This window comes from Rhodococcus sp. KB6, assembly GCF_001445685.1.
In the GTDB taxonomy this organism is placed as follows: domain Bacteria; phylum Actinomycetota; class Actinomycetes; order Mycobacteriales; family Mycobacteriaceae; genus Rhodococcus_F; species Rhodococcus_F qingshengii.
On the sequence record NZ_LNAK01000017.1, the window covers coordinates 1 to 22,044 of the forward strand.

Consider the following 22,044-nt stretch of genomic DNA (forward strand, 5'->3'; position numbering starts at 1 on the left):
TCGGCGGTGTCATCGGCGTACCTCGCTGCCTGCAGATAACACCGTCGCCCACATATCCCGAATCCGTGGAAGGAAGCCCAGGATGATGTCAACGGCACTACCTACTAGCTACGGATTACACCTGTACCCGCTCTCGCGGAGTTGGCGTGCAGGAGCTGCGAACTGGACGCTGGAACAGCGGAAATCGTTCGCCAACGACACCGCGCTGAACCTGATCGCCTCGGACGGTCCGGCGAACCAGGCCAAGTCCGACAAGGGCCTGGACGAGTGGCTGCCGCCGAACGCGGCGTACCGCTGCGAGTACGCGAAGAAGTTCCTGACCGTGGCCGCAGCGTATGACCTCGCAGTCACCACAGGAGACGTCGCCGCCGCGCGCACCGCGTGCAGCGCCCGGTAACCACCACCCGTCCAAGGAGGATCCATGACGAACGACACCCACACCGCGTCCACAGCCGCCGAGCGGCGCAAGGAGCGACGCGAGATCGACAAGCGTGCACGGAAGCTTTCCAAGCGCACCGCGGAGTTCCGGCGTACCTACATAGGGCTGACTGATCTCGACGTGCCGACCTCGAGGGAGGTCGTCGAGCGCTACACCGTGCTGCGGGATTCCGGACGTCTGCCCGCGGACTCGGACGAAATCGCCGGCACCATCACATGGGTGCGGCGTTGGCACGAATCGGACGTCAACGTCCTCTACGCCGCCGTGGCGATGGTCCTCGGGCTCACCGGAACGGTGATGTCTCTCAGCCTGATGAACTGGGGAACGAGCCTCAGTTCGCTGTCGGGTGCCGATCTCGCCCGGGACGCACTGGTGGCGGCCGTGGGCGGAGCGATCGTGGCAACGCTGTTCTGGGGTGCGCGCCTGCGGCAGGTGTCGGAGACGTCCGCCGTGTTCCGCGCACATGCCGATGCACTCCTGACCCAGGTCGAGAACGCGGATCCGGCAGCGAATGTCTGACGCAGCGGTGAGGTTCCTCCTCGGAGTCGCGGCTGTTCTCGGACCCGCCTACGCCATCGCGGCGGTGAGCGTTGGGCTGGGGCCGCGGCTCCGAGGTCGGATTCCGAGCCAACACATGGGTCACAACCTCGACGTTCAGGATTGCCGCACCGTGCATCCCAGTTGCAACAATGAAAAGCGGTATTGTAAAGTCGGCGTCTGACAGGGTCGCCGGAGACACCGCTCGGGCCGACCGCACGGACTAGGCCGCGGCAGTGGCTCGGGAGCGGAGGTGACCGGCATGAACAGCACATCTCGCGTCGCCGCCGGCCTCCAGTGCCCGCGCCCACTGGTCGATCGGGGAGAAGCCCTCTGGGGCACGGGGATCGGCCGAGGGGACGTGTCGTCTTCCCAGTACGATGCCCCCATGTGTCGCTCGAAAGGTCACGGAACCGGCCGCCGCTGCCCCGGCTGCGGAAGCTACGCCGCGGCCGCAAAAGCCAACGGAAACCGTCGTCTGGGCCGTGAGGCGCGGAAGAAGGTCGTCGACCACCTCAAGGCCGAAGGACTCCTCGACACCGCCGCCGCCATCCAGGCGGCCCCGCCGAGCGTCCTTCAGGAGTTCATGGAAGGTCTCGGCATCGACCCCGAGATCCTGGGCAAGACACCGATGCCGAGCACCCACTCGAACCCGCCCAGCGCGAAACTGCTGATCGCGCAGGCGAAGGCGGAGCGGGAGAAGCTGGCCGGCCCGAAGATCACCGCCGCGCAGGCCGCTCTCGCGGCTGCCGAGGAGAACGTCACGGCGGTCGACGCCGAGGCCGACGAGGCACGAAAGGCGGTCAACCGGTACCGCTCCCGCCTGCGCAAGGCCACGAAGGCACTGGAGGAGGGGACCGGATCTGCCACGGAGGTCGCTGAACTCCAGCAGCAGGTCGACGACGCCAAGGCCGCCTACGTCGACGCCCAACGCCGCCAGCTCGAGGTCCGCGACGACCTCGCAGCCGCGAAGTTCGGCCTGCGCGACGACATGACGGACGAGGACCGCGACGCCTACTACGCCGGGCTCAGCGACGACGACGTCGCGGCGATCAGCCGCTCGTACAACCGCAGGTACGCCGAGGAGGCCGCCACGGCGTTCGCCGAGGGCCCGCTGATCGGGCCGGCGGGGGTCGAACGGGACACCACCGTCTACACGTCGGGCACCATCCCGATGGAAACCGGCTCCGCTATCGAGCAGGTCGAAGGCCGCTACCTCGACGGCGGCACCGCGATCGTGCGCCGCGGCTCCGGCGACTTCGCTGTGCTCCAACGCAAGGGCGACTCCTACTACCCGGTGGCCACGGCCCACGGCAAGCAAGACGCCCTGGCGAAGGCGAACCGCATCCCGATACTCGTCGAGCCCGGCTCGCTGCCCGAGAACGCCACCGAGATGCAGCGCCAGGCCCACGCCGCCCAGGGCGACGTCCTGCTCGAGGTCGCCCGTCAAGCGGCCGCGGGGAAGGCCGCCACATCCGACGCCCAGAACAAGATCATCAGCGACCGCTTCACCAGCGAGGTCGAGAAGCTGACCGACGCGGTCGGTGCAGGCCCGGTCCGCGCGGACATCTACGACGGCACCAAACGCCACCGCAAGCGCATGCGCGAGCTGGCTGCGGTCGCGGCGGGGGAGAAGGCCCGCACCGACGCCCTGTCGGTCGGCAAGACGCCGGCGCAGGCCGACGAGGCGTACGCCCGTGCACACCGCCGGGCGCTCGGTACCGAAACCCGTGGCGGCGGCGTGATTCCGCACTTCGAGCACAAGATCCCGCCGGACAGCCTCGGCGCCGAGAAGCACGCGAGCCTGTACCGCAGCGGCATCCGCGCCTTCGGCAAGGAGACCGCCGACGACTACGCGGTCATCCACCAGCGGGCCGGTGACCTGAAGGCATGGGGATTCTCGGTCAGCGGGGAGAAGGTCCACACCTCCGACCTCTCTGGCCTCACGGCGACGAACTCCGCGTTCGTGACCAAGGTCCTCGACAAGTCCGAGCGCGGCGCGCTGACCACCTACACCGGCGGCAGCTACACGACCATCAATGCGGCTGTGACCGGCCGAGATCCGAACCCGTCCGCGTCGACGAAGACCACCGTCGCCGGCATCGAGTCCGCGTTCGACAAGTTCAACGAGCACAACCCGAACATCGAGCCGATGACCGTCATGCGCGGAACCCGGATCCCCAGTGGCTGGAAGGGAACGCCGGCCGAGTACATCGACGCCACCTTCACCGTCGGCTCGAAGATGCAGATCGGGAAGGTCACCAGCACCACGACCAAGCAGGCCACCGCGAAGGGATTCGCCGGCCACCCGCCGTACATGATGGTCATCCGCACCCGGTCCGGTCTGCCGGTCAAGTCGATCTCCCTGCACAGCGGCGAAGACGAGGTCATCGTCCCGATGGGAACCGACCTGCGCTGCGTCAAGGTCGACCACCACGGAATCCACGGCATGCCGACGGTGTGGCTGGTCGCCGAGGACCTGGTCGCCGAGGCCGACGGCGGAACCTACACCCCACTCAAGGCCGTCGCATAGCCTGAAAACGTAGTTCTAACAGCGAAAACGACACGTCCCCCTATCGAAGAGAGAAGGCCATCATGAGTGCACTGACCGACGAACAGCTCGACGACATCCGCGAGCGCCTCGAGCAAGGCATGACCCCCGACGACATCGCCAACTACCTCGGCCGCGTCGCCGACCTCGATCTGATCGAGATCGAGCAGGTCCGGACCGCGGCCAACGAGATCGAGCAACAGCAGCAGCAACAGGGGGAGAACCCATGACAGCACCCACCGCCAGCAACCACGCCACCCAGCTCGCCCGCTACGGCAACGCCCTGACCGGTCTCGCGGCCGGCGATGCCTGGGGCTACCAGGTCGAGTTCCGCAAGTACGCCGCCATGCCCGCCTACCCCGTGCCGGCGCCGGCGGGTGAGTGGATCATCAGCGACGACACCCAGATGACACTCGCCCTGCACGACGCGCTCGTCGACGTCGAGGACTTCGCCGACATCGAGGCCGTCACCGACGCGATCGTCCGCCACTTCGTCCTGTGGCAGGTCGACCCCGACAACACGCGCGCCCCGGGCCGCGCCTGCATGGGCTCGCTGCACCGCCTCCGCTCCGGAGCCCGCTGGTACGACAAGGACGGAGCCCGCGAATCCGCCGGCTGCGGCGCCGTGATGCGCCTGGTCCCAGCAGCATTCGTCCCCGAGCCGTACTGGCTCGGCCTGACCGCGCTCCAGGCCGTGATCACCCACAAGCACCCGCGCGCGATCGTTCCGGCGCTGCTGCTGGCCGATGCGATCCGCCACGCCCCCGACCGGCACGGCCGATTCCTCGACTCCGCGCTCGCCGAAGCCGACGCGATCTACGAGGGCACCAGCGGATGGCTGACGGATCCGTACCTCGCCGCCGTCCTCGACCCGTACGCGGGGGACGTGTCATCAGTGCTGGTAAACGGTCTGAACGACGAGGTCGTGGAAATCCTGCTCGTGGCCGCGGAGACCCGGGACCGCCTCGACGAGCTCGCCCCGACCGAGTTCGGCGATCCGTGCGCCGGCATCGGCGAAGGCTGGGAATCCGCCAGCGCCATCGCACTCGGCCTGCTCGCCGCCGACATGGCCACCGCACCCGCCGGGGCCGAGACCGCCCCGCTCACCGGCCCCGAGGCCCTGGCATGGGCTGCGACGAGCAACGGCGACTCCGACTCGATCGCCTGCATCGCCGGCGCGGTAATCGGTGCCGCCCACACCACGCCCGACTACTGGGCCCTGGCCGGCCTGACGCCGCGGTTCGAGCCGCGGTACACCGCCGAGATCACGGCTGCCGCGGACACGCTGCCCGGCGCCTCCGCGACCGCCTGATCGGGGTGACACCCCGTAGGTGAAATGGGTTGTGAACTGCAAACATGACATGTCCCCTCCTCCCGTCTCGCGGGAGGAGTCGGTCGGATCCGTTGCAGGACAGCACTACAACGAGGGGGAGTCGATGCAGCCTGTGGTCACGTCAGTCTTCGGTGGCGTACTGGTCATCAGTGGGATGGTCGGGGCCGCCTGGGCGCATCGCGCAGCCGAACGTCGGGGCCGCGCCGACAACTTTTTCGCATACGCGTGGACCACGGTGGCCGTGTGGTTTGGGCTCTTGCCACTCATCGACGGCGCGCGCCTGCCTGCGACCGTGCAGGACCTCGCTTACGCGGTGGTGGTCGCTGGTGGGATCGCTGTGACCCTGTGGTGCGTCTTCTGTGGCGTGCGGGCCCGGCGGGCGGAGTTCCGTGCGCACCAGCTCGAGCGCCGGGCCGACGGCGAGCCCACCTCGCGCTACTTCTGGAGCCCGTGGAGCATCTTCGGGTGGACCCTCGGTCTCGGATTCGTCGTCGTCTTCGGGATCGGGATAGCCATCGGCTCGACTGTGGGCGTCCTTCTCGACCAGGCGACCGCCGACGACGTCGAGCGGATCGCCAAGAATCTCGCCAACGTCATCTCCGCCTGCGCCTTCGCGCTGGTGCCCCTCGCGGCTGCGGCCGGAGCCTGGCGATGGTGGAGCATCCACCGCGAAGGTCGTCAACAGTTCGCGGAACCACCCAAAGACAATGTCGCCCAGCCGGAAGTGGGCTACTACCAGTGAATACTCATCCCAGTAGGTAGTCCCTCTTTCGTGGCGGGCAGCGGGTGCCGAGTCAGTCAGCCACGCGAATCGGCTCCTCGGCCGGGACAGTGTCTGATAACGGCCCATGCCGTCGTGGATCCAGTAGTTCGATCTCATCCACCTGAAGGCTGGAAGGGCTCCCGCCAAGTACCGATCTCCAATAGCTGTTATGCGGTGTGAGCCCCCTGGCGGCCCACCCAGGCGGCCGCGAATGGAGTCCGACCGGCCAGACCGTACGTTCGTTCGTTACCCCGCAAACCCCCGTAGGCATGCGCGAAACACCCGTGAGGTCGGCGTCGTCGAACATCCATCCCAGATAGGCAGACTCCGCAAGAGCGAAGGTTGTCTCATTTCCGGTGAGGCGGGCGCCCTGGAACGACACAACCTTGCCCATGAAGTGAGAACCGTCGAAGATTGTCCGACGGGTGAAGCGAGCATCGACGAAGGATGTCTGATCGCTGGTGAAGTGAGCGTCGCGGAAGTTCGTTAGTCCGCCGGTGAAGTGAGCGTCGCGGAAGTTGGTCATCCTGCCACTGAAGTGAGCGCGGAAGAAGCTGGTGTGCCCGCCGGTGAAGTTGGCTTCGAAGAAGTCCGCCGTGCCGGTGAAGTGAGCGCCGTAGAAGGATGTGGGCCCGACGCTGAAGTGGGCGTTGCGGAAGGTCGTCACCTCGCTGGCGAAGCAAGCACCGTAGAAGGACGTTATCTCTGGGTGGGAGAAATGAGCGTTGCGGAAGGTCGTCAATTTGCCCGTGAAGCGAGCTTCTTGGAACTGGGCATCTCCTACGAATACACACGCGCTGAGATTGAGGTTGTGGAGGTGCGCGCCGGTCAGATCGAAGTTCATGTGGCTCCACGGACCGGGACGCAGGTTGGTGTGAGGGCCGGGAACTGCTGAGGACGATGTCCGTAGATGCGCCGCGATGACGCGGACGATGGTCTCGCGAACAGCGAGATCGTCGAGGAGATAGTCGTGATGCTCCTCCAGTTCGACCGACCCCTCCGAGCGCGTGACCTTCCGCTTTGTAAGGCTGTATTCCCTGTTGGAGGGGGCGTAGGGCGATCGTAGGTAGCTGCACAGGACATCGACGCAGGCTTGGGCTTCGCGGAGTCGTTTGGGTTCGTCGACGTGGTCGTCGGCCAGCCATTCGTCGGCGAGAGTTTCCATCGAGGTGACGGCAGCCATGCGGACGATGAGCGCGGGATGGAGAGGCGAGCCGCGATGGTGCCGTACCGAGTCTGACGGTCACGCTCGATGCCTTCGCGGCGATTGTCGTAGTCGGAGTTGGCCTTCAAGATGTTCGAGTCATCAAGGGCTCGTTGTCGCCGGTAGGCAAGCACCGCAGCGGGGACCGCGATCGCTGCCGCACCGATCAGGCCGACTGTCCGGCCGTACCCGGCCAGGTCGGCGGTGAACACGGAGTGGCCGTCCTCGGTGACTCGCTCGGCAAGTCCCCAAACAGCTCCAACAGCCACCACGAGGGCAAGGACCGCGAGCGTGAGAAGAAGCCACGGTGACGCAGGTTTGGGCGCAACCCAGGCCAGTTGGGATGGCCTCTTCTGGTGGTTGGCCGGCTTCCGTTTCTCCGGTCCTGGGCCCGCTGCTTTCATGCGCGAAATGTACCGGCGGATGCGGCCGCCCCGCGGCGTTGTCCAGCGCGTACAGACTCCGTGATGAACCTATGGGGTATCAGCCCCCATAGGGGAGTGAGGCAATCTGAGCGCCACTAAATCGAACAGGTGTTCTATATTGGTGGTGCGTAGGTAGGAGTTCGAGAATGACCCGTGCGTTGGAGTCGAAGGCGGAGAAGATCGCTCACCTGCGGCAACGCATTGCGCAGATCCCTGCCCGATCGGTCACCGCACCCGACCCATCGCCGGTCATCGCGACTCCACGTCGAACCCATCCTGAAGAAAGCCCAGCAGCCTTGGCGTCCGCACCCGCTCTGGGGACGCTGCCGACACCAGCTCCGATCGCAGACCTGCTGCCTCATCACGGCCTGGTTCGAGGCTCGACAGTCCAGGTGTCCGGTGCTGCCGCCCTGCGCGTCGGGCTGGTCGCGTCGGTCACCGGCGCCGGGGGGTGGGCTGCGATCGTGGGGCGGCCGAAGTTCGGGCTGCTCGCGGCCGCCGAGATGGGCGCGGACCTCGCGCGGTGCGCGATCATTCCGGACGCCGGAGATGATCCGGCGGCCGTCGCAGCCGTGCTCGTCGACGGCGTCGACGTCGTCCTGTTGTCACTCGGCGGTGCCGATGTCCCGCCCAGCCGCGCCCGGGCTGTCACCGCCCGCGCCCGACGCAACGGCGCAGTCCTCGTCGTCACCGACGGTCGCTGGCCGGCCATCGACCTCCAGCTCGACGCGCGCGTGGCCGGCCACCGCGGCCTCGGCGCCAACGGCGGCCGCATCACCGGCCTCGACCTCGAGGTCGAAGCCCGGCCCCGCGGCCAGCGACCGCGCCGCGCCACTGTCGCGATCACCGGCCAGTCCGGCGACGTCACCTGGGCGACAACCCAAATCGACCCGACGCCGCTGAAGATCGCGCAATGATCGAGTCACCCGGCCTCGACGGCTGGACCGAGCCGTTCCCGGACGTGCCGACCCTGCGGCGGCTCCAGCCCCCGGTCGAGGTCGTCGTCGACACTTCCCACGTTCTGCCGCCGCCCGGTGGTTTCACCCGCGCCGACGGACTGCCCCTTCGCGTGCGCGCAGGAGGAATAGACCTTGCCGCGGCGCGCCTCGGCACCCTCCACTCTTGGCTCCGCGTCCGGGATGGCCGCTGGCTCGCGCAGGTGTGCGTGCCGGTGCGTTCAGCGAATGGTCATAGCGGACTGGATCTCTGGCTGTGGGTCGAGGCGTCCTGTGTGTCTCCGATCCTTCCTCCGCGTAGCCATAGGGGTTGACCTGCGCAGACGACACGTCCCGGATTGTCGTCGGCGAGCGCTGCCGCCTGGTTCGAGGGGTTGACTCACTGAAGTTGGACGAGCAATTGATCGGAAACTGCTGTGGCGCAAGCGTCACCGCGAGACCATCTGTTTCTACAATACAAAGTTATATTGTATTGTTATGGGTGTTGGTGAGCGATCTCACGCCAACCCTCCGACGAAAGCAGTCCACGACACGATGCCGCCGAATTACCGTCCGACCTTCCACTACGCCGACCCCACGCTGACACCCCCGGCCCCCGGCCGAGACCTGATCATGAAGGTCGGGCTCGTTCACTCCCTGCCCGGCATCGGCCCGAAGGACGGGGGCCAGTACATCGGAATCCCTCGCGCCATCGGCCCGCGGAACACCCGACTCTGGCAACCGTACGACCAGGTCGAAATGACCCTCCCCAACACCGACGTCCAGCTCTGGAACACCCCCTTCATCACCGGGGGACACCGCCGCGGCGTGTTCAACCTGGCCGAACGCCCGGACTGGCACTGGCTGCGCTGGACGATCGCCGACCATGTCGCCCACGACACCCACGACACCGCAGCCGCCCAGGAGGTAGCGCCGTTGGTCATCGTGCCGTGCGGAGCCACCAAGGAGCCCATTCCGTCACCGGCCGGCCAGCTCTACCGAGGCACCTACCACCGCCTCGGACTCCGCGCCGCCGCCGCACTCACCGGGCCCGAGTCCGTCCGCATCATGTCCGCCCGCCACGGACTCCTGAACCTCCACACCATCGTCGAGCCCTACAACCTGCGCCTCGGCCAGCCCGGAGCGATCACCACGGACCAGCTCCGGGACCAGGCCGCAGACCAGGGCCTGCTCGACCGCCCCGATGTCGTCCTCTTCGGTGGCCGTGACTATGTCGAACTCGCACAGCAGGTCTGGCCGCACGCCCGCACCCCTCTGGCCGGAGCACGCGGTATCGGAGAACAGCAGCAGCGCCTCGCCGCCATCGCCGCCGCCGGCCACCTGAACCGACCGCACGCACCTGGAGGCGCACATGACTGCCACCGAGACCGATCCGTTGACCAACTATTTCCCGCTGAACTGGGACGACCGACCGCGCGTCGAGCAGTGGAACGGCCACATCAGCCGCCAGGACTGGCTCACTCGCGACAAGGCCGATCTGGTGAGCATCATCGAACTGCTCGACCATCAGGTCACCACGGCGAAGCAGGACGCCCTCGACGCCGGGTTCCTCGCCGAGTGGCGGATCCACAAGCTGCTCGCCGAAGTCCGCATCGGCGCCCGGATCTACCTGCATCTCACCCGAGCGCGACGTCGAGGGCGCAAGACCGCGCGCATCGACGAGCTGCTGGGGCTCGGCGCCGACAGCCCCCGACTGGAGACCGCGAAGTAGGGGCGTCAACCAGGCCCGAGTGCGCTCCCCGCAGCAGCACCGCACCATGCGATGTCGGACGTCTCCTGTAGGCATGTCGACGCACGAAAAGCCAGGAATCCTAGCGGATTTGCGGCAGCCAATCCCCTCTAAATCTTCGTTTGCGTCGCACCTCGAATCGCCCACATTCCCTCTCTCGGAAGGAAATACAGATGACCCCCCGTTTCTCGCAGGTGTACCCCTATCCTTCGAGTTCATCGGCCGAGGTGGCCGTGAACCACTACACGAGCTGGTCCGCCGCCAACTGGTTCCTCGGGTACGCATTGATCGGTGTTGCCGTGGTCCTGGCCGCGATCGCTGTGGTGCTCTGGATCGCAGGGAAGTCCAACGACGACGATTTGGGTGTCCTCGGCACCGCAGCCCTTCTCGGCGTCATCTCGGCAATCATCGGAGCCATCGCCTTCTGGCAGGTCGCGCGCCACATCGAGCAGATCGAGTGGGTGTCCCTGCTGGGCCTGGCCATGATCGGCAGTGTGACCCTGGCCTGCTATCGGGCTGCACGCAGCGACCTGGCAGATGCGTTCGAGCCTTCGTACTACGTGCGTCGTTCGGCTCTGACCTATGCGATCCCCTTCGGGGTCTCCGGGGTCATCGTGCTGGGGGTGTGCATCGGTGACGGGGCGAATCGCTTGGCTGCCTCGGTCCCGATGGCCGTGGGCACGTTCGTCGGGCTCGTGGCCGCCGGTGCGCTCGGTCTCGTTGCTTACGCGGCGTCCTCGTCGAATGCTCGCCGGTAGCGCGCGGTTGTCGCGGAGCAGCGACGTCCGACCACGGAAGGCTCCACCCCAGCCCCCTGGACCGGGGCCTTCCGCGGTTGTCGCCATACTGCCGTGCCTGGTCGGGCCTGCGCTGAGCATCCTGGCGTAGATCCGAGGTGATCTGAGGCGGGGCGAGTAGAGGCGGCCACTACGAGAACAGGGAGAAGAAGCCATGCGAGCAACCAATCTCCGGGTAGAGCGAGCAGCCGTCGCAGCCACAGAACTGTCGCTGGCACGCTGCGCTGAGCTGTATCTGGCGCTGCCGGTCGTTGACCACGGAGCCGATCTGATGGCCTACCAGGTGGATCCGTTCCGCGTGGCAAAAGTCCAGGTCAAAGGATCAACGCAGGGAATGAAGGTGTACCGGCAGTACAGCCAGAGCCCGAAGATCGTGTCCTACGTCCTCGATCCGCTGGGGGCGGCCGACGTCGTCCTGCTGTCGGGGCAGGAAGCCTGGGATCTGCCATTCGAGTACGTCACTCGCGGCGGCGCTGCCAGCGACCACCGACGGGACAACGACTCCTACAACTGGGCGCGGCGGTCACAGCTACTCGAGTCGATGCTCGAGTCACGCCGCGCCACACCCGAACGCTGGCTCGATCTCTTCGAGCGGACAGCGACCCCCACGCACGCCAGAGAGGACCGGCCGGCAGAAGAAGCCTGACGATGAGTGCCCCTACCTGCTGGAATGGCACGTCCCCCTTCCCTTCATCGTTCGGCATTCCCCAACGAAGCGCGCACAACGAGGTCCACCCGTGTGGCTACGTGTCCTCCTGGGGGGCGTTGCGAACTCCATGACGCGATCGACACCCTGCCTGGGGTTCCGTGGTCTCGGGCGGGCCTTCCGCTGTCAGGTGACCGCGTCGACCGCAACGGGCTCGAAAGACAGGATCGCCAGCCCAGGTAGTCGGTGCACCGGACGGTCGGCGTGATGGCGAGGAGTCGCCTCGGGGTGGGTGAGATCGCGTACCTGGACGTTGAGAAGCCTGGCGAGCGCGACGGTTTTCCCACATCGGGTACAGATGCCCTGCCTCCCAGCGATCAACGTCCGGCTCCTGTACCCGGCATGCGAGATCGACCTGTGGGCCGACGTGGCTGCCGTGGTCGAGCAGCGTGCTGATGTACCAGGGGACGAGCTTGCCAGCCCGCCACAGCTCACGGTCGTCCTCGTCCGGATCGGTGAACGGACCGGGCACAGCGAACTGCTCAGCGATCCGGCAGAAGCGCGCGGTCTCCGCCGCGGACATCCCCTTCAGGCGCTCACCGGCATCCTTCGGTGTTCTCCCATCGCGGGATCTGTCGCGGGCCGATCGGCGAGAAAAGATCGAGGGCACAGTGCATCTCCAGAGTGGCGTGGGGATCGGGGTTGGTCGATTCAGACGCTACGCACCGCATTTCGGGCTTCGGCTCGGCTGAAGTAGTTCGACGAGGTCGACAGCGGGGACGTGTCATCTATGCAGGTAAACGGGCATAGCGTCAGAGTCTTTGGTTTCGGCCCGCCGCGGCCGCCGATCCGCCGGTCGATAGCATTGCAACAGAGCGAGAGGAACCCCCATGCAACCTGGACAGCAGGTCCGACTCGGTGCTGGAGGAGTCTCCGTTTTCACCGTCGTCAGCGTCGAAGACGGCGGCACCGCGATCATCGAGGCGACCGTAGACGCGCCCGGCAAGTACCCCTTCTCGGTCCGCCTCGCGGATCTCGTGCCCGCGACCTGAGCCCGCTGGGTCCGGGCGTCGGCCGGATCGCCGCGTGCTCGGTCAGCGGGGACCACTGCACGTCAGATGGTGTTGCGGAGTAGATCGAGCTCCCAGACCACGAGATCGAGTGAATCGAGAAGCCTGGAGATCTCGGGATCGCGTCGCAACTCGGCGAGCACCGCGGGGTCGCCGGCGAAGTGCAGCTCGGCGATCTGCTCCCGCTCGTCCTCGGTCATATCTGTTTGGACGCAGGCGAGGCGTTGTCGGTTCCAACTGCGCGACGGCGCGGCGTACGTGGGGACGCCGACGTAGAAGCCGCCGGCACCATAAGGTGTCGACGGCTCCGGCCCCGTCATCAGGAACGCTACGCAGTGCAGGTCTTCCCGATCCTGGGGTGACAGTGCCTGTCATCGCGGCCTCTCGGCACGCGGTCGCTCGCAGCGACGCAAGGGGTGGTACCCGCAGGCACTGCCACCTGTAGTTAACGGCACCGCCGTGGCCAGCATTCCGGGCGCCGAGGGTCTACGCGCCGTGCTCGCGAGGAGGGGACATGTCATCACTGCTGGTAGATGGTGGTCTGAACGGTCCCGGAGGGTCCGTTTGCATCGGGACAATCCGCATAGGGCGCGTTACCCGCATATCCTGCGTATGCTGGTAGCAGAGTTTAGGAGGTGGATTCATGTCGCAGGGATCTGAATCAGCACCGCAGGATCTGCAGGATGCCTCCCGGCTGATCTACATGTTTGCCGCCAGAGGTGAGAATGTCGGCGTCGTCGCTTTGCCGGAGACAGCTCCGTCGTTCTTCGTGGACTGCCGTTCGGGTGGCCCGGACATGCCCGTGTCGAGGCTGACATCGGACGCGTCGGCCGCCGTATGGCGCGACGCGGTGGCGGAGTGGCTGCGGGACGCACACCCGTCACCTCGGCGGCCCCTGCACGCCGACACACCTCATGACTACTCACTGTGGGTGACGCGGTGCACATCGGACGCCCAGCCGGGTGGCCTGGTGTTCGTTCAGGACATGCCCGCCGCCGACTCATCGCCCGAAGACGCTACGGAGGCTGATGCTGACGAGTGGGGGCCGGCGATCCCGGACGAGAAAGTCGCCACCCTCGAGCAGGCGAACCTGAAGCTCCAGGTAGAACACCGTCGCCAGGAGCTGAGCGCGTCGATGTCGAGGACGCAGGCAGCCGACCTGCTCGGTGTCTCGCCGCAGACGGTCTCGGAGTGGGTCGCCCAGCACAAGCTCGTCGGGCTCAAGGACGGCCGGGAATGGCGTTTCCCTGCCTGGCAGTTCACCCCCGACAACGCGGAACCGGTCCTCCCGGACCTGGACCGACTCGTGGCCACCTTCCCCGGTGGCGAGGTGAGCTTGTCGCGGTGGATGAACCGGGCGAACGACAACTTCGCCGGCCGCACCCCCGCACAGGAGATGGCCCGCGACAGTGACCATGTGATTGCGATCGTCGAAACCCTGGCCGCCACCTGATGGCCAAATCGCTCGACCAACCCGACAGACCCCTCCCCGACGCCGACTACCGGTGGATCTGGACGCCGGCCGACGGTGCCACTGCACCGTGGTATCGGGTCTATCACCGCACCGCCCACGTCCCGGACGGGGTCACCTTCCGGACCTTCGGCCCGCTCAACCGGTTCGATCACCACACGCCCCCGATCACCGCGAAAGCGCTCGACCCGGACGGGCGGTCGGTGATCTATTTCGGGGTCGATCTCGCGACCGCGGCGTGCGAGGTGTTCGGAGAAGCACTAACCGCGCATGTGTGCTCGAACTTCCGGGTCACGCTGGTGCGGCCGGTACGGGAGATCGTCACCTACGATCTGGACCAGGCCAATGCGGCGATGGCCATCGGAGCGGTCCCGGCGCTCGCATCGGGTAACGAGGACCGTGAGCTGACCCAGCAGTGGGCCCAGGCCATCTACGAGGACCAGCCCGCTGCGACGAAGGTGGAAGGCATCCGCTACCGGACCGCCTACCGCGGCGACTACTCGATCGCGTTGTGGGACTGTCCCGATGCTGTCGAGGTTGCCCTGGATAAGGATGGGCAGCCTCTCGACATCCCCCTCAACGTCGGACGAGGGCGACATCTCCTGCTGGACGCACTCTCCGGCAGCGGTATCTCCACCACCTTCATCGCCGACGCCGACTGCTTGAAGTGCAACACGGCCCGGTGACTGCCATCCGGCAGAACTGGCCGACTTAGACGCGCTCGACCTCGAGGGTGAACCCGTCGGCGGCGGCCAGTCGTTCGGTGAGCGCATCGCCCATCGCGGCGGCCGGGGTGAGGATCCCGGCCCGTTCGGGCAGCGTGTCGAACGCCAAGGCGAGGCCAGATCCGTTCTTCCTGCTTGGTGAGTATGCGAGATCGGCGCGACCTCGCTCCGCACGTCAAGCCTGTCGACCACGAAGGCTGGCTATCTCTCGTGCTGTGCAACCGGCCGCGTGTGACTGTTTCGAGCAAGATGGGGTCATGACACGCGAGTGGCGGAGTGACGAGGTCTTGCATGGGCAGGGTCTACCGGCTGGCTGGATCGAGGATCGAATGGGTCAGCCCTTCTCCGGCACGGTCCATTCGATTTTCCCGGGTGGGTTTGAGGCGTACGCGCGGATCTTCCACCCGGCGGTCGTGTGGAATGGCCAGGAAGCAGAATCTGTGTCCTGGTCTGACGTTGCGGTATCCGGGGGGCTCACCGTTCATCCGCAGATGCAGTGGGAGTCGATCTATCGGAAAGGTGTCGACTCGGCACTTTACGTCGATGACCTGCCCGCGATCGGGAGGCTTGCACCCGGTCTGCGGCGTGAGCTTGCCGCAATGCTCGCGGAGTTCACGACCTCTCGAGAGTGTTACTTCGCTTTTTGGGAAGGCAACTTCGATGAGACGCAGATCAGCTCCGCCCCAGGTCTCGAATCGACTTCTGGGAGGCGCTACCACGTCTTCCTTGGTTCTTTGTCGAGAGCTGGCCACACCTTCGCTGGTGAGTCGCCGAATCTGTGGTGGCCCGCGGACGGCGAGTGGTTCGTGTCGACGGACATCGACTTGATGAGCACGTTCGTCGCCGGTTCGGAACGGTGCATTGAGCAGATTCTTGATTCCTCCACGTTGGAGGCTTTGCGGGCAGATCTTGGACATGGCATTACGGTGTCGAGCGACACCGTTAATCCGCGGTGAAGTCTGCCGCCGCCCGCTACACCCAGGTGCCCGCGGTCCCTGTGGACGAGGTGCACCAGGCCACCATCGACCGTGAGGCAGCCATGCAGGACCTCGCGGACTGGCTCACCGCGCTCGCCGCGATGCACTCCGGCGCAGCCGCGTAACCCGGCCTCCGCAACATGGAGACCGACCGCGCCTTCCTGGCCGCCCGGATCCACGACACCCACCAGTTTCCCTCGCTCGTGACCAGCTCATGTGACCCGTTCACGTGCACCTTCGTCGCGGACGCTCTCGCGACCAAGAACGTCACCCTCACCGTCACGATCGGCGCCCGACGGTTCGACGTCGGGCCCGGGCGATGGGATCCCGCCGCCTCCGGGACCGTCGCGACGGTCACCGTGCCGAGCACCGACAGCGCAGGTGCACGCCGGCACGTGGAATCGCACGAGCCGGAGGCATGGGCCCGCGCGGTATTCGCCGAGTTCGACGACGCCGCACTGTGGATCTATCTGCTCGGCGACATTGACCCGGACACCGGACACCGGACATCCCGAGCGGGGCCTGGTCGCCTACCGCGGACGAGTTCTGCGGCGCGGACGTCGTTGTGGTCGGTGGCGGCAACTCCGCCGCCCAGCTCGTCGCCGAGATCTCCACCGAAGCCGCGGCCACGATCTGGGTGACCCTGCGGCCACCGCGGTTCCTGGCCGACGGTGTCGACGGGCGGGTTCTGTTTGAGGTCGCGTCCCGCCGCGCCGCCGCCCTGGCTGCCGGGCACTCCGACCCGGGAGGTGTCGCCGCTCTCGGCGACATCGTGATGGTCCCGGAGGTTCTCGCGGCGCGCGATCGCGGCGCGATGACCGCGCGACCGATGTTCGATCGACTCACCGACGACGGCGTCGCCTGGGGCGACCGCTATGAGAATGCCGATGTGATTCTGTGGGCCAAGGGTTTTCGGCCCGCGCTCGGGCATCTGCAGCCTCTACGACTGCGAGGCGCGGATGGCACCGTGCCGACAGTGGGCACCCGCGCCCTGAAGGAGCCGCGGCTGCATCTGCTCGGCTACGGCGACTGGACGGGTCCCGGATCGGCCACCATCCTCGGCGTCGGCCGCACAGCGAAAGCTGCGGTCGCCGAACTCGATCCCGACGACTGACCCACCACATCTGAAAGGGATCCGAAGATGAGCACACCGTCTGTGCTGTTCGTGTGCGTGAAGAACGGCGGCAAGTCGCAGATGGCGGCCGGGCTGATGCGCGCTGCCGTCGGCGACACCGTGGGTATCCACTCCGCCGGAACGAAACCCGGGCACCGCTATCAATGCCATCTCCGCGCAGGTGCTGGCCGAGGTCGGCGTCGACATCACCGGCGAGACCCCGAAACCGATCGACCCGGACCTACTTCAAGACGTCGACCTGATCGGCACCCTGGGCCGCGAAGCCGAGGTCGTGCCGCCGTACGGGACGGCACTCGAGAACTGGAACACCGACGAGCCATCCGAACGAGGAATCGACGGCATCGAGCGAATGCGACTGGTCCGCGACGACATCGCCGTCCGCATCGCTGATCTCGCCACCCGCCTTCGCCGTCCCTGAAGACCCGTGTCGGCCACCTCGACGTGGGGCGGCCGACACGGGAGGTCGTGCGGGGTTCAGCAGCAGGAGCTTCCGGCGGCAACCGGTTCCTTCTCGCCTGTCGAGCCCTCGGCGGGCGCGGCAGTACCGCAGCACACGCCGCCCTCGGAGCTCTGCGGGCCATCGAGGTGCTGCGGGCTCGACCCGAGGGTCTCCGAGTCGGCGAGGACGGTGTAGACCTCCCACTTCTCCCGCGGCCGCGTCAGGGCTAGATCCTGTGATATCCACATACCCTTCATTCGTTGTGGATAAACGTTGGTCGTTTCCGATCAATGATTGTGGGTGATGATTCCGCGGATGTTCTTGCCGTCGAACATGTCTCGATACCCTTGGTTGATGTCGGCAAGTTTGTACTCGGTGGTGACGGTTTCGTCGAGCTTGAGTTGACCGTTGCGGTAGAGGCGGAGAAGCCGGGGGATGTCGGCGCGGGCGTTGGCTTCCCCATAGAGGCTCCCAACGAGACGCTTCTGGAGCAGGGTGAAGGTCATGAGTGGGATGCTGGCCGTGGTTTCGGCGGCGGGCGCGATTCCGGTGAGAACTGCGGTGCCGGCCTTGCGGACGAGTTCGAGGGTCTGTCCGATCATGTCCCGGGTGACGACTCCGACCGTCAGGATAGCGGAGTCCGCCATGACTCCGCGGGTGAGATCGGCAGTGAGGGCGGTGGCTTCTTCGAAGCTGGTGCAGAAGTGAGTTGCGCCGAGGCCGAGGAGGATGTCCCTCTTGGTGTCGACGATGTCGACAGCGATGATGTTCTCGGCGCCGGCGATACGGGCGCCCTGGATGGCGCCTGATCCGATGCCGCCGCAGCCAATGACGACGACGGTGTCGCCGGGTTGGACTTCGGCGCTGTTGACGGCCGATCCCCAGCCGGTGGTGACGCCGCAGCCGAGGAGAACCGCACGGTCGAGAGGGAGGTCGTCATCGATCTTGACGACGGATTCCTCATGCACCGTGCCGTACTCGGCAAAGGTACCCAGGAGTGACATGGCGCCGACGTTCTGGCCGCGGGCACGGCGGCGGTATGTGCCGTCGAGCATGGTGCCGCCGAGGATGTGGGCGCCCATGTCGCAGAGATTAGAATGTCCGGTCGCGCACCACCGGCAGCGACCGCAGCCAGGGAGGAATGAGCAGACGACATGATCGCCCGGTGCGAGGCTGGTTACGCCGGGGCCGACTTCCTCGATGACGCCAGCGCCTTCGTGGCCGCCGACGGTGGGCAGGGCGATGGGCATGTCGCCAGTACGTGCGTGGTCGTCGGAGTGACAGAGGCCGCCGGCGACGTAGCGGATGAGAACTTCGCGTTCCCTGGGTCCGTCGAGTTCGACTTCCTCGACGCTCCAGTCCTGGTGTGAGCCCCAGAGCACGGCGGCGTTCATCTTCATGGTTGTCCCTATCGATCTAGGTAAATGGGCATTGACCCCGGTCACAGTCGATTGTGTTGCGTCACATTTCGGTAGGATTGAACGACAGTGCCATCTGGCTGAATGTCCGCGCCACGTTCGGGACTGTCCCCACTTCGGTTGACTCGCCGACCTGCCCCAGGGCTTCTTACCCATTTCGGTGTGAAGATCGAGCCCTGCTGAGAGGCTTCGATCAATGCCCCGACCGTATCCGCCGGAGTTCCGCTTCCGGGCCGTCGCACTCGTCCGTGCCGGCAAACCGATCACCACCGCTGCCACGGAGCTCGGCATCAGCGCTGGTGCTCTGCACAACTGGGTTCGCCAGGACCAGATCGACCGCGGCAAGCGCCCCGGGGTCGCGACCCTAGAGAGCGCGGCGCTGGCGAAGGCCAACAAGCGCATCCGGCAAGGAACGATGATGGAGTCGTTCTGGTCGTCGATGCAGATCGAGGTGCGGACAGAGCACCGCCCGGTCGACACGTCGGTGCCGACCGGGCGGGTATGAGTTTCTTCTCTAGGTGGTAGCGAAGTACACGGACTGGGTCTGCAGGCAGGCGTCGAGTCCCTCGGGGCCGAGTTCGCGCCCGAGTCCGCTTGCCTTGATCCCGCCGAACGGTGCGACCGGGTCGAGCATGAAGTAGTTGATACCGACGGTTCCGGAGCGGACCCGGCGGCTCAGTTCTTCGCCTCGCTTCTCGTCCGAGGTCCAGATAGTGCCCGCGAGACCGTACTTCGTGTTGTTGGCGATCCGAACTGCGTCGTCGACGTCGTCGTACGGGATCACGGCGAGCACAGGCCCGAAGATCTCTTCCTGGGCGATCGTGCTTTCGGGGCCGACATCCGCGAACAGCGTGGGTTCGACGAACCACCCCTTGGCTAGCTCCCGAGGTCGTCCACCGCCTGTGACGAGTCGGGCACCCTCTTCGACGCCCTTGGCGATGTAACCCTCGACACGAGCACGATGGCGCGCCGAAACGAGGGGGCCGATCTGTGTCTGCGGGTCGAGGGGATCGCCGACAGAGGCGCCGGATACGAGCGCGCAGAGCACGTCGAGGGTCTCCTCGTACCGTGAGCGCGGTACGAGGATGCGTCCGTTGGCAACACAGGTTTGCCCGTTGTTGAGCAGTGCGATCTGGAAGAGCCCTTCGAGGTTCGACATCAGATCGGCGTCGTCGAGAATGATCGCGGCCGACTTGCCGCCGAGCTCGAGCGTCACCGGGCGCAGCAGATCGCCGCACGTGGCGGCGATCTGCCGGCCGACGGCGGTCGATCCCGTGAAGGTCACCTTGTCGACCCCCGGGTGGGACACGAGGTAGGAGCCAGTACTCGCACCACCCGGCACGATGTTGATCACGCCGTCAGGGATGCCGGCGCTCTGCGCGGCCTCAGCCATCACGTACGAGTCGAGGACCGTCTCGGGGCTCGGTTTGAGCACCACCGTGCATCCGGCGGCGAGCGCAGGAGCCATCTTGAATGCCGTCACAAGGTTGGGGTAGTTCCACGGCACGATTGCCGCGACGACGCCGAGGGGTGTCCGGCGAACCTGCGCGCGTCCGCCGAGGAGCCCATGACGGGTTTCCTCGACGTCGGTGATGCGGACGAGATCCGCGTAGTAGCGGAAAACGGTTGCCGGGAGCGCGGACTCGAGCATCGCCGCGGTCGTGATGGGCATTCCGTTCTGCTGCGAGACCCGTCGGGTGATCTCGTCGGCGCGCGCCTCGAGCTCGGTTGCGAACTGCTCAAGGACCCGGGCCCGCGCCCGAGGCTCCCATGTCGACCAACCTTTCGGGTCGTCGAAGGCGCGGCGGGCGGCACCGACGGCTGCATCGACGTCAGCCGGCGACGCCTCGGGCGTGCGGCCGATCAGCTCTTCGGTTGCCGCAGAGTGTATTTCGATCACCGATGTAGATGCAGTTGCGGCGAGCTTGCCGCCGATGAACAACGAGTCGTATTCGAGCATGGAGTCCTCCGTGCGCTTGGTTGTCACATGTCGTGCTGCCTCGGATGCCCATGCCGCCGTACGTGTCTCGGTCGACATCGTTGGGTCCGCCGTGTTCGATGCTCCGGTCATGGTTCGCTCCTCGGAGCTGTACAGGTGGTCGTCCTCATGGTTTCCCTATCGGTCCAGGTGTGGGCATCAGCCTCGGTCGCTATCGAGTGTGCTGAGTCACATTCCTGTACGCTTGTACGACAGCGCCAGTTGACTGAACGAGCACGCCATACCGGATCGGACAATCTGTGTGCCCTAGCTCCGACGACTGGCGCGAGGATCGATGGCAGGACATGCGGAGGTAACTCGTTTGTTGACTACCGGAGCGCTCGACGTGGAGAGCATTTCAGCGACCGATCGCGCGACCCAATGGGAATCGGCAACCTCAGCGTTCGGCTTCTCGCTGGCGATGGGTGCGGTCGCCCCTGAGGCCCCGTTCCATCGCGAGTACCTGCGCCGTCGGTGGATCGCGGAGCTGGCACTCGTCGATCTTCAGTGCGGCCGCTCGTCGGCGGCACGTACGACCAGCACGATCGCCGACAGCGATCAGCGGTACATGATCTTGTTGATGATCGAGCGCGGTGAGGAAGTGGTAGCGCAGGGCGGCACGAGGACGGCGCTGCGGCCGGGCGACGCGCTCCTATGGGACTCCACCCGCGCCGCGCGCTTCGACATCCAGCGCAACCTCCGCAAGCGGCTGTTGATGATCCCCGAGCGGGTATTCGAACCAATGCAAGCCGTCGTCCCTCAGGGGGACAGATTCGTTAGCTCGCCCGCCGCGCGACTGCTGATGAGCTATCTCGATTCGCTCTGGGTCGCACTGCCGCAGCTCTCATTGCAGGCAACGATATCGGCGCGCAACGCCACACTCGAGCTGATCGAGGGCGCATTGAGGCCCGGAACCGATCTGCCGGTGAGCGGAACCATTCCGGCGCTGAGGACATCAATGGACCGGTGGATCGACCAACACCTGGCAAGGCTCCACATCACCCCGACGGAGGTCGCGGCCGCACATGCGGTGTCGGTCCGCACGGTTCATCGGGTGTTCGCCGAGACTGGCGAAACTTTGGGGAGTGCGGTTCGGAGGCGCCGCCTCCTCCGCGCCCGGGCGGATCTGGCGGCAACGGATCTGTCTATCTCCTCTATTGCGGCACGCTGGCAGTTCTCAGATGCCAGCCATTTCACCCGGTCGTTCAAACTGCAGTTTGGGCTGTCGCCCACTGCCTACCGGGCAGACGCGCGGCAGGGCGAAGCGTCGGAGGGGGAAGGCTTCTAGTGTCCTGAGTCATTGATTGTTTTATTGACTCGGGTGCAGTAGGCCGCGGATCACATCCGCGGTCTTGGTCCACACGAAGGGTTTCGGGTTCGCGTTCCACACCAGGCGCTGACGTCGTCTTCGAGGATCTGGACGCTGTGGTGCGATGACGTCCTATCGCGCA

General features: G+C 66.2%; 25 protein-coding genes and 5 pseudogenes. 22 read left to right on the top strand and 8 right to left on the bottom strand.

Annotated elements, in window-relative coordinates; genetic code table 11:
- Positions 1–82 precede the first annotated feature (82 nt).
- The 6 genes from ASU23_RS03040 to ASU23_RS03065 all read left to right on the top strand — a co-directional run bounded on the left by ASU23_RS03040 (position 83) and on the right by ASU23_RS03065 (position 5,602).
- A complete protein-coding gene (locus ASU23_RS03040) occupies positions 83–397 on the top strand; it encodes an HNH endonuclease family protein (protein WP_058037202.1) in 315 nt (104 codons plus the stop codon).
- A 24-nt stretch (positions 398–421) separates the two neighbouring features.
- Positions 422–958 (top strand): hypothetical protein, encoded by a 537-nt coding sequence (locus ASU23_RS03045; protein ID WP_058037203.1) that lies wholly within the window; start codon positions 422–424, stop codon positions 956–958.
- A gap of 280 nt (positions 959–1,238) precedes the next feature.
- Positions 1,239–3,509 (top strand): ADP-ribosyltransferase, encoded by a 2,271-nt coding sequence (locus ASU23_RS03050; RefSeq protein ID WP_245219947.1) that lies wholly within the window; start codon positions 1,239–1,241, stop codon positions 3,507–3,509.
- A gap of 62 nt (positions 3,510–3,571) precedes the next feature.
- Entirely contained in the window at positions 3,572–3,757 is a 186-nt protein-coding gene (locus tag ASU23_RS03055) for a hypothetical protein (protein WP_058037204.1), read from the top strand.
- Positions 3,754–4,839: an ADP-ribosylglycohydrolase family protein gene (locus ASU23_RS03060; RefSeq protein WP_058037205.1), complete on the top strand. Its 1,086-nt coding sequence runs from the start codon at positions 3,754–3,756 to the stop codon at positions 4,837–4,839. Before ASU23_RS03055 ends, ASU23_RS03060 begins: the two co-directional genes overlap by 4 nt.
- Positions 4,840–4,888: 49 nt before the next feature.
- A complete protein-coding gene (locus ASU23_RS03065; protein WP_058037206.1) occupies positions 4,889–5,602 on the top strand; it encodes a hypothetical protein in 714 nt (237 codons plus the stop codon).
- A gap of 52 nt (positions 5,603–5,654) precedes the next feature.
- On the opposite strand, the gene ASU23_RS03070 is transcribed toward ASU23_RS03065, so the two are convergent.
- Complete coding sequence (locus tag ASU23_RS03070; protein WP_058037207.1) at positions 5,655–6,806, bottom strand: pentapeptide repeat-containing protein; 1,152 nt, start codon at positions 6,804–6,806, stop codon at positions 5,655–5,657.
- Between the two features lie 134 nt (positions 6,807–6,940).
- Between ASU23_RS03070 and ASU23_RS03075 the strand changes: the two genes are divergently transcribed.
- Both ASU23_RS03075 and ASU23_RS03080 read left to right on the top strand, forming a co-directional pair.
- Positions 6,941–7,138, top strand: a complete 198-nt coding sequence (locus ASU23_RS03075) for a hypothetical protein (RefSeq protein WP_058037208.1) — start codon at positions 6,941–6,943, stop codon at positions 7,136–7,138.
- Positions 7,139–7,398: 260 nt separating this feature from the next.
- Positions 7,399–8,169, top strand: coding sequence for a hypothetical protein (locus ASU23_RS03080; RefSeq protein WP_058037209.1), 771 nt, complete (start codon positions 7,399–7,401; stop codon positions 8,167–8,169).
- 5 nt (positions 8,170–8,174) lie between these two features.
- Here ASU23_RS03080 and ASU23_RS34445 read toward each other — a convergent pair whose 3' ends face one another.
- The gene (locus tag ASU23_RS34445; protein WP_156423075.1) at positions 8,175–8,372 is read right to left on the bottom strand and encodes a hypothetical protein; all 198 of its coding nucleotides are present in this window, start codon (positions 8,370–8,372) and stop codon (positions 8,175–8,177) included.
- A 574-nt stretch (positions 8,373–8,946) separates the two neighbouring features.
- Here ASU23_RS34445 and ASU23_RS35250 point away from each other — a divergent pair.
- The 4 genes and pseudogenes from ASU23_RS35250 to ASU23_RS03110 all read left to right on the top strand — a co-directional run.
- Positions 8,947–9,444: pseudogene (locus tag ASU23_RS35250) on the top strand (DUF6884 domain-containing protein); the annotation flags it as partial.
- A 115-nt stretch (positions 9,445–9,559) separates the two neighbouring features.
- Complete coding sequence (locus tag ASU23_RS03100) at positions 9,560–9,919, top strand: hypothetical protein (RefSeq protein WP_058037213.1); 360 nt, start codon at positions 9,560–9,562, stop codon at positions 9,917–9,919.
- A 191-nt stretch (positions 9,920–10,110) separates the two neighbouring features.
- Positions 10,111–10,695, top strand: a complete 585-nt coding sequence (locus ASU23_RS03105; RefSeq protein ID WP_058037214.1) for a hypothetical protein — start codon at positions 10,111–10,113, stop codon at positions 10,693–10,695.
- 193 nt (positions 10,696–10,888) lie between these two features.
- Positions 10,889–11,380: a hypothetical protein gene (locus ASU23_RS03110; protein ID WP_058037215.1), complete on the top strand. Its 492-nt coding sequence runs from the start codon at positions 10,889–10,891 to the stop codon at positions 11,378–11,380.
- A 186-nt stretch (positions 11,381–11,566) separates the two neighbouring features.
- Here the strand turns inward: ASU23_RS03110 and ASU23_RS34450 are convergent, their stop codons facing one another.
- Positions 11,567–11,761, bottom strand: a complete 195-nt coding sequence (locus ASU23_RS34450) for a hypothetical protein (RefSeq protein ID WP_156423076.1) — start codon at positions 11,759–11,761, stop codon at positions 11,567–11,569.
- A 509-nt stretch (positions 11,762–12,270) separates the two neighbouring features.
- On the opposite strand from ASU23_RS34450, the gene ASU23_RS34165 reads away from it, so the two are divergent.
- Complete coding sequence (locus tag ASU23_RS34165; RefSeq protein ID WP_172827000.1) at positions 12,271–12,432, top strand: hypothetical protein; 162 nt, start codon at positions 12,271–12,273, stop codon at positions 12,430–12,432.
- Between the two features lie 62 nt (positions 12,433–12,494).
- Here the strand turns inward: ASU23_RS34165 and ASU23_RS33825 are convergent, their stop codons facing one another.
- Entirely contained in the window at positions 12,495–12,770 is a 276-nt protein-coding gene (locus ASU23_RS33825) for a hypothetical protein (protein WP_156423077.1), read from the bottom strand.
- Positions 12,771–13,093: 323 nt separating this feature from the next.
- Here ASU23_RS33825 and ASU23_RS03120 point away from each other — a divergent pair, with 323 nt between their 5' ends.
- Complete coding sequence (locus ASU23_RS03120) at positions 13,094–13,903, top strand: helix-turn-helix domain-containing protein (protein WP_058037217.1); 810 nt, start codon at positions 13,094–13,096, stop codon at positions 13,901–13,903.
- Positions 13,903–14,607 (top strand): RES family NAD+ phosphorylase, encoded by a 705-nt coding sequence (locus tag ASU23_RS03125; RefSeq protein ID WP_058037218.1) that lies wholly within the window; start codon positions 13,903–13,905, stop codon positions 14,605–14,607. Before ASU23_RS03120 ends, ASU23_RS03125 begins: the two co-directional genes overlap by 1 nt.
- A gap of 25 nt (positions 14,608–14,632) precedes the next feature.
- Here ASU23_RS03125 and ASU23_RS33830 read toward each other — a convergent pair.
- Positions 14,633–14,767, bottom strand: a pseudogene (locus ASU23_RS33830) (enoyl-ACP reductase); the annotation flags it as partial.
- A 136-nt stretch (positions 14,768–14,903) separates the two neighbouring features.
- On the opposite strand from ASU23_RS33830, the gene ASU23_RS03130 reads away from it, so the two are divergent.
- From ASU23_RS03130 to ASU23_RS03145, 5 genes and pseudogenes are all read left to right on the top strand, one after another.
- On the top strand, positions 14,904–15,602 hold the full coding sequence (locus ASU23_RS03130; RefSeq protein WP_156423078.1) for a hypothetical protein: 699 nt from the start codon (positions 14,904–14,906) through the stop codon (positions 15,600–15,602).
- Positions 15,599–15,748, top strand: a complete 150-nt coding sequence (locus ASU23_RS33835; protein ID WP_156423079.1) for a hypothetical protein — start codon at positions 15,599–15,601, stop codon at positions 15,746–15,748. The genes ASU23_RS03130 and ASU23_RS33835 overlap by 4 nt, the downstream gene beginning before the upstream one ends.
- A 15-nt stretch (positions 15,749–15,763) precedes the next feature.
- Positions 15,764–16,264, top strand: coding sequence for a hypothetical protein (locus ASU23_RS03135; RefSeq protein WP_058037220.1), 501 nt, complete (start codon positions 15,764–15,766; stop codon positions 16,262–16,264).
- A pseudogene (locus ASU23_RS03140) lies at positions 16,165–16,737 on the top strand (pyridine nucleotide-disulfide oxidoreductase); the annotation flags it as partial. The gene ASU23_RS03135 and the pseudogene ASU23_RS03140, both read left to right, overlap by 100 nt.
- A 27-nt stretch (positions 16,738–16,764) precedes the next feature.
- Positions 16,765–17,176: pseudogene (locus ASU23_RS03145) on the top strand (low molecular weight phosphatase family protein).
- Between the two features lie 56 nt (positions 17,177–17,232).
- On the opposite strand, the pseudogene ASU23_RS03150 reads toward ASU23_RS03145, so the two are convergent.
- Positions 17,233–17,406: pseudogene (locus ASU23_RS03150) on the bottom strand (glyoxalase/bleomycin resistance/dioxygenase family protein); the annotation flags it as partial.
- Positions 17,407–17,484: 78 nt separating this feature from the next.
- Positions 17,485–18,597: an NDMA-dependent alcohol dehydrogenase gene (locus ASU23_RS03155; protein WP_058037222.1), complete on the bottom strand. Its 1,113-nt coding sequence runs from the start codon at positions 18,595–18,597 to the stop codon at positions 17,485–17,487.
- 214 nt (positions 18,598–18,811) lie between these two features.
- Between ASU23_RS03155 and ASU23_RS03160 the strand changes: the two genes are divergently transcribed.
- Complete coding sequence (locus tag ASU23_RS03160) at positions 18,812–19,120, top strand: transposase (RefSeq protein ID WP_058037223.1); 309 nt, start codon at positions 18,812–18,814, stop codon at positions 19,118–19,120.
- A 9-nt stretch (positions 19,121–19,129) separates the two neighbouring features.
- On the opposite strand, the gene ASU23_RS03165 is transcribed toward ASU23_RS03160, so the two are convergent.
- Complete coding sequence (locus ASU23_RS03165; RefSeq protein ID WP_058037236.1) at positions 19,130–20,575, bottom strand: aldehyde dehydrogenase; 1,446 nt, start codon at positions 20,573–20,575, stop codon at positions 19,130–19,132.
- A gap of 343 nt (positions 20,576–20,918) precedes the next feature.
- On the opposite strand from ASU23_RS03165, the gene ASU23_RS03170 reads away from it, so the two are divergent.
- Positions 20,919–21,881 carry a helix-turn-helix domain-containing protein gene (locus tag ASU23_RS03170; protein ID WP_209923170.1) on the top strand — a complete coding sequence of 321 codons (963 nt, stop codon included), beginning with the start codon at positions 20,919–20,921 and terminating at the stop codon, positions 21,879–21,881.
- Positions 21,882–22,044: the final 163 nt, after the last annotated feature.

What these genes read in the sequence shown, in the direction of transcription:
- ASU23_RS03120 (WP_058037217.1), top strand. Translation starts at nt 13,094, where the DNA reads ATGTCGCAGGGATCTGAATCAGCACCGCAGGATCTGCAGGATGCCTCC.
- ASU23_RS03130 (WP_156423078.1), top strand. Translation starts at nt 14,904, where the DNA reads ATGACACGCGAGTGGCGGAGTGACGAGGTCTTGCATGGGCAGGGTCTA.
- ASU23_RS03165 (WP_058037236.1), bottom strand. Translation starts at nt 20,575, where the DNA reads ATGCTCGAATACGACTCGTTGTTCATCGGCGGCAAGCTCGCCGCAACT.
- ASU23_RS03125 (WP_058037218.1), top strand. Translation starts at nt 13,903, where the DNA reads ATGGCCAAATCGCTCGACCAACCCGACAGACCCCTCCCCGACGCCGAC.
- ASU23_RS03100 (WP_058037213.1), top strand. Translation starts at nt 9,560, where the DNA reads ATGACTGCCACCGAGACCGATCCGTTGACCAACTATTTCCCGCTGAAC.
- ASU23_RS03105 (WP_058037214.1), top strand. Translation starts at nt 10,111, where the DNA reads ATGACCCCCCGTTTCTCGCAGGTGTACCCCTATCCTTCGAGTTCATCG.
- ASU23_RS03055 (WP_058037204.1), top strand. Translation starts at nt 3,572, where the DNA reads ATGAGTGCACTGACCGACGAACAGCTCGACGACATCCGCGAGCGCCTC.
- ASU23_RS03155 (WP_058037222.1), bottom strand. Translation starts at nt 18,597, where the DNA reads ATGAAGATGAACGCCGCCGTGCTCTGGGGCTCACACCAGGACTGGAGC.
- ASU23_RS03160 (WP_058037223.1), top strand. Translation starts at nt 18,812, where the DNA reads ATGCCCCGACCGTATCCGCCGGAGTTCCGCTTCCGGGCCGTCGCACTC.
- ASU23_RS03040 (WP_058037202.1), top strand. Translation starts at nt 83, where the DNA reads ATGATGTCAACGGCACTACCTACTAGCTACGGATTACACCTGTACCCG.
- ASU23_RS03045 (WP_058037203.1), top strand. Translation starts at nt 422, where the DNA reads ATGACGAACGACACCCACACCGCGTCCACAGCCGCCGAGCGGCGCAAG.
- ASU23_RS03070 (WP_058037207.1), bottom strand. Translation starts at nt 6,806, where the DNA reads ATGGCTGCCGTCACCTCGATGGAAACTCTCGCCGACGAATGGCTGGCC.
- ASU23_RS33825 (WP_156423077.1), bottom strand. Translation starts at nt 12,770, where the DNA reads ATGACGGGGCCGGAGCCGTCGACACCTTATGGTGCCGGCGGCTTCTAC.
- ASU23_RS03050 (WP_245219947.1), top strand. Translation starts at nt 1,239, where the DNA reads ATGAACAGCACATCTCGCGTCGCCGCCGGCCTCCAGTGCCCGCGCCCA.
- ASU23_RS03110 (WP_058037215.1), top strand. Translation starts at nt 10,889, where the DNA reads ATGCGAGCAACCAATCTCCGGGTAGAGCGAGCAGCCGTCGCAGCCACA.
- ASU23_RS03135 (WP_058037220.1), top strand. Translation starts at nt 15,764, where the DNA reads ATGGAGACCGACCGCGCCTTCCTGGCCGCCCGGATCCACGACACCCAC.
- ASU23_RS03065 (WP_058037206.1), top strand. Translation starts at nt 4,889, where the DNA reads ATGTCCCCTCCTCCCGTCTCGCGGGAGGAGTCGGTCGGATCCGTTGCA.
- ASU23_RS03060 (WP_058037205.1), top strand. Translation starts at nt 3,754, where the DNA reads ATGACAGCACCCACCGCCAGCAACCACGCCACCCAGCTCGCCCGCTAC.
- ASU23_RS03080 (WP_058037209.1), top strand. Translation starts at nt 7,399, where the DNA reads ATGACCCGTGCGTTGGAGTCGAAGGCGGAGAAGATCGCTCACCTGCGG.
- ASU23_RS34165 (WP_172827000.1), top strand. Translation starts at nt 12,271, where the DNA reads ATGCAACCTGGACAGCAGGTCCGACTCGGTGCTGGAGGAGTCTCCGTT.